The 3,705-nt window shown below is 70.4% G+C and carries 3 protein-coding genes and 1 pseudogene; 1 reads left to right on the top strand and 3 read right to left on the bottom strand.

Annotated elements, in window-relative coordinates:
* The 3 genes and pseudogenes from ACWGJM_RS48930 to ACWGJM_RS48920 all read right to left on the bottom strand — a co-directional run.
* Positions 1-275: pseudogene (locus ACWGJM_RS48930) on the bottom strand (ABC transporter permease); the annotation flags it as partial.
* On the bottom strand, positions 275-1,279 hold the full coding sequence (locus tag ACWGJM_RS48925) for a substrate-binding domain-containing protein (protein WP_453418265.1): 1,005 nt from the start codon (positions 1,277-1,279) through the stop codon (positions 275-277). The pseudogene ACWGJM_RS48930 and the gene ACWGJM_RS48925, both read right to left, overlap by 1 nt.
* A gap of 335 nt (positions 1,280-1,614) precedes the next feature.
* Positions 1,615-2,634: a Gfo/Idh/MocA family protein gene (locus ACWGJM_RS48920; protein WP_453418264.1), complete on the bottom strand. Its 1,020-nt coding sequence runs from the start codon at positions 2,632-2,634 to the stop codon at positions 1,615-1,617.
* Between the two features lie 469 nt (positions 2,635-3,103).
* On the opposite strand from ACWGJM_RS48920, the gene ACWGJM_RS48915 reads away from it, so the two are divergent.
* Positions 3,104-3,628 carry a hypothetical protein gene (locus ACWGJM_RS48915; protein WP_453418263.1) on the top strand — a complete coding sequence of 175 codons (525 nt, stop codon included), beginning with the start codon at positions 3,104-3,106 and terminating at the stop codon, positions 3,626-3,628.
* Positions 3,629-3,705 lie beyond the last annotated feature (77 nt).

Genomic DNA, 3,705 nt, shown 5'->3' with positions numbered 1-3,705 from the left:
TCGCCGCCGATCATCAGCAGGGCCACCGGCAGCGCCATGATCCCGATGGTCGACGACTGGTAGAGGACCGTGGCCATCGAGCTGCCCTGACGGACAGTCGGCGCCATGACGAAGAAGAAGACGAACACGGCGACGGCGCCGAGGAAGACGCCGACCTCAGGGCGGGCCAGCAGCCGGAGCACCAGGGGGCGCTCCTGGGTACGGCCGTCGGCGTGCCGGGGGCCGGGAGCCGGCGGTGTGGCCACCGCCGGCTGGGCCTGCTGGGTCATGCTCATCACCGGGTTCCGTTCGCGGCGAACGTGGCGATCTGGTCGACGTTGGTCTTGTCGATGAAGGCGGGTCCGGTGAGGACGGGGGCGGTGCCGCCGCCGCTGAAGTTGCCGTTGTTCTTGTAGAGCCACAGGGAGTCGACGGCGAGGTAGCCCTGGAGGTAGGGCTGCTGGTCGACGGCGAACTCGACCTTGCCGGCCTGGACGGCGCTCACGAGGTCCTTGTTGAGGTCGAAGGTGGCGACCTTGGCCTTGCTGCTCGCGTCGCCGAGCGACTGAACGGCGGTCAGGGCGAAGGGGGCGCCGAGGGTGACGACCTGGTCGATGGAGTGGTCCTTTTGCAGCTTGGCGGTGATGGTGGACTTCACGGACGGCATGTCGGTGCCGTTGACGTAGAGGTTCTCCGTCTGTCCCTTGAAGCCCTTCTTCAGGCCGGCGCAGCGGGACTCCAGGGCGACCTGGCCCTGTTCCTGGATGACGCAGAGGGCGTGCTTGGCGCCGAGCTGGTTCAGGCGCTTGCCGAAGGCCTGGCCGGCGATGTTCTCGTCCTGGCCGAAGTACTCGAGCATGCCGAGCTGCTTCCAGTTGTCCAGGCCGGAGTTGAAGCCGACGACCGGGATGCCGGCCGCCTTGGCCTTGGCGACCACGGCCTTCATCGCGTCGGGCTTGGCGGCGGTCAGGGCGATGCCGTCGACCTTCTGGTCGATGGCGTTCTGGACCAGGTTGGCCTGGTTGCCGGCGTTGGGGTCGGAGGAGTAGACGAGCTTGATGTTGTCCTTGGCGGCCGCGGCCTGGGCGCCCTTGCGGATCAGGTCCCAGAAGGTGTCACCGGGTGCGGCGTGCGTGACCATGGCCACCGTCATCCGGGGCGTGGAGGCCTTGCCCGCGGAGGCCGCCGCGCCGCCTTCCTCGGCCTTCTTCCCGCCGGAACTGCTCGAACAGCCCGCGGCGAACAGGGCGCCGGCGAGAAACGTGGCGGTCAGAGCGGCGGCTCGGTGGTGTCTGTGCATGTCCCTTGCACCTCACTGTGCTGGTCAGGGTGGAAATGGAGAGTGGCCTTGACGAAGATTCCTCGCCCGGCCCGGGGAGGCGGGCGAGCGGTTCGGGAGTGCCGTCGTGCGGCCGGGGGAGTTGTCTGCGGCAGTCGAGGGTGTGTGCCGCGTACAGATCACTGGAGCGCATCACTAGCGCGCGCTAGGTGCACGTACTATGAAACGGCCCACCAGTGATGTCAATGGATTTGTCAGGACGTCTCAACAAGGCGTGACATGGGCGATCGGACTACGTCCCGGCCGATGTACAGGCGTGGGTGGGTCAGGCCGGGGCGCTGGGGCGGGAGCGGTCTTCAGGCGCTGCCTTGGTAGAAGGCGGGGCGGGGCTTCATGTCGACGGCGACGACGGTGCCGTCGGATTCCTGGGAGCGGACGGCGGCGTCGGTGATGACGGTGGCGGCGTAGCCGTCCCAGGCGGAGGGCCCGGTGGGTTCGGTGCCTGTCGCGATCGCGTTGATCCACTCGCGGAATTCGGTGTCGAAGGCCTCGGCGAAGCGGCCTTTCCAGTCCTGGAGGACGGCGGTGCCGTGCCGGCCGGCGGTGCGGAGGCCGACGGCGGCGGGATCGGGCAGGCGGACGAGGCCGTCCTCGCCGACGGTCTCGCACTGGATGTCGTAGCCGTACTGGCAGTTGACGAAGACTTCGAGGTCGATGCGGACGCCGTTCGCCGTCTCGAAGTACATGATCTGCGGGTCCTTCAGGTGCGCGAACCGCTTGCCGGTGGCGCGGGGGGTGATGACCTGGGCGGAGGTGATCTCGTCGTCGAGGAGCCAGCGCAGGACGTCGATCTCGTGGACGGCGGTGTCCTGGGCGGCCATGGCCGAGGAGTACGACTCGGGCACGGTGGGGTTGCGGTGGGCGCAGTGGACGATCAGGGGGGTGCCGATGGCGCCGGTGGTGATGATGTCCTTCATCTGGCGGTAGCCGGGGTCGAAGCGGCGCATGAAGCCGACCTGGACGAGGCGGCGGCCGTGGGCGCGTTCGGCGTCGACGATGCGCAGGCAGTCCTCGGCGGTGGTGGCGAGGGGTTTCTCGCAGAAGACGGGCTTGCCGGCCGCGATGGCGCCCAGGACGTGTTCGGCGTGGGTGGGGCCCCAGGAGGTGACGAGGACGGCGTCGACGTCGGGGGAGGCGATCAGGTCGGCCCCGGTGGGCAGGGTCGCGGCACCCACGCGGGCGGCGACCTCGGCGGCGCGGGCGGTGTCGAGGTCGGTCACGGCGGTGACGGTGGCGCCGGTGACGACCTCGGTGAGGCGCCGTATGTGGTCCTGGCCGATCATTCCGGCGCCGATGACACCTACACGTACGGTCATGGTCGATTCCTTAGGCGGGAGGGGCAGGACTGCTGTCGCGCTCCACTAGCGCGCTCTAGTCCGAGTACGATGCCCCCTGTCCAAATGTCATGTCAATAACGTGTTGCCGGGAGATTTCAGGAGCCGTCCGGGCAGTGCCGATCGGCCCGGCGAGCCGGTAATGGATCAGTGCGAGTCCTGGAGCGCCCGGGGGCGGCTGACCGGACGCCCTGATCTTCGCAGCTGCGAATAAATCGGCACAAGCGCGCCACCGGCATCCGCTTGCGCGAACTGCCCCTCACACCGGACCGGACACTGACGGGTCCGGCATGAGCGGCCCGTCCTCGCGGACCGCTCCGTAGGTGGTACCGCGGTACCACCGGCCCCTCTTCATTGACCTCCCGGGTACCACGGTCCGCGCCCGCCGCGTCCCTAGCGTGACGGTGAGCGGACCGGGCCGGACGCGGCCCCCCGGGGGCGAGGAAGAACGATGAGCGAATCGGGACGCGCGGCGCGGGCGGCAACCGGTCCGGTCACCGGCTGCCGGACCCCGTCCGCCCCCGGCCCCCTCGCCTCCTTCGTACGGTTGGTGCTGTGCGGCGGCGGAGTGGGGACCGCCGCCGCCGCGGCGGTGTCGCCACTGGCCGGGGTGGTGCCCTGGGCGGTGGCGAATGCGCTGGTCACCATCGCCTCCACGCTGCTGTGCACCGAGCTGCACGCGCTGTTCACCTTCGGGACCGGGCGGCGCGCCGGATGGCGCCGGCACCTTCAGTCCGCCGGATCGGCCACGGCCGCCTACGCGCTGACATCGGCCGCGGTCGCCGTCCTGTGGGCGGTACGGCCGACGGCCGGAGCCCTTCTGGAGCAGGCCGTCTACCTGGGGGCCGCCGCACTCGCCGGCATCGGACGGTTCCTGTTGCTGCGCGTGTGCGTCTTCGGCCCCGTCCGCACACCGACGGATCCGACGCCGGCTCCGGCCCGCCCCGCGCTCCAGTTGCCGGCGGCGGCCTCGTGACCGGGACCCCCGAGGCGCCGGCTCGGCCGGCCGCGGACCCGCCCTCCCGGCCGGGGAGGCGGAGCTGGCGGTGCCCG

It is taken from the genome of Streptomyces sp. NPDC054834 (assembly GCF_053611185.1).
This window is presented reverse-complemented; position numbering and strand designations above follow the sequence as displayed.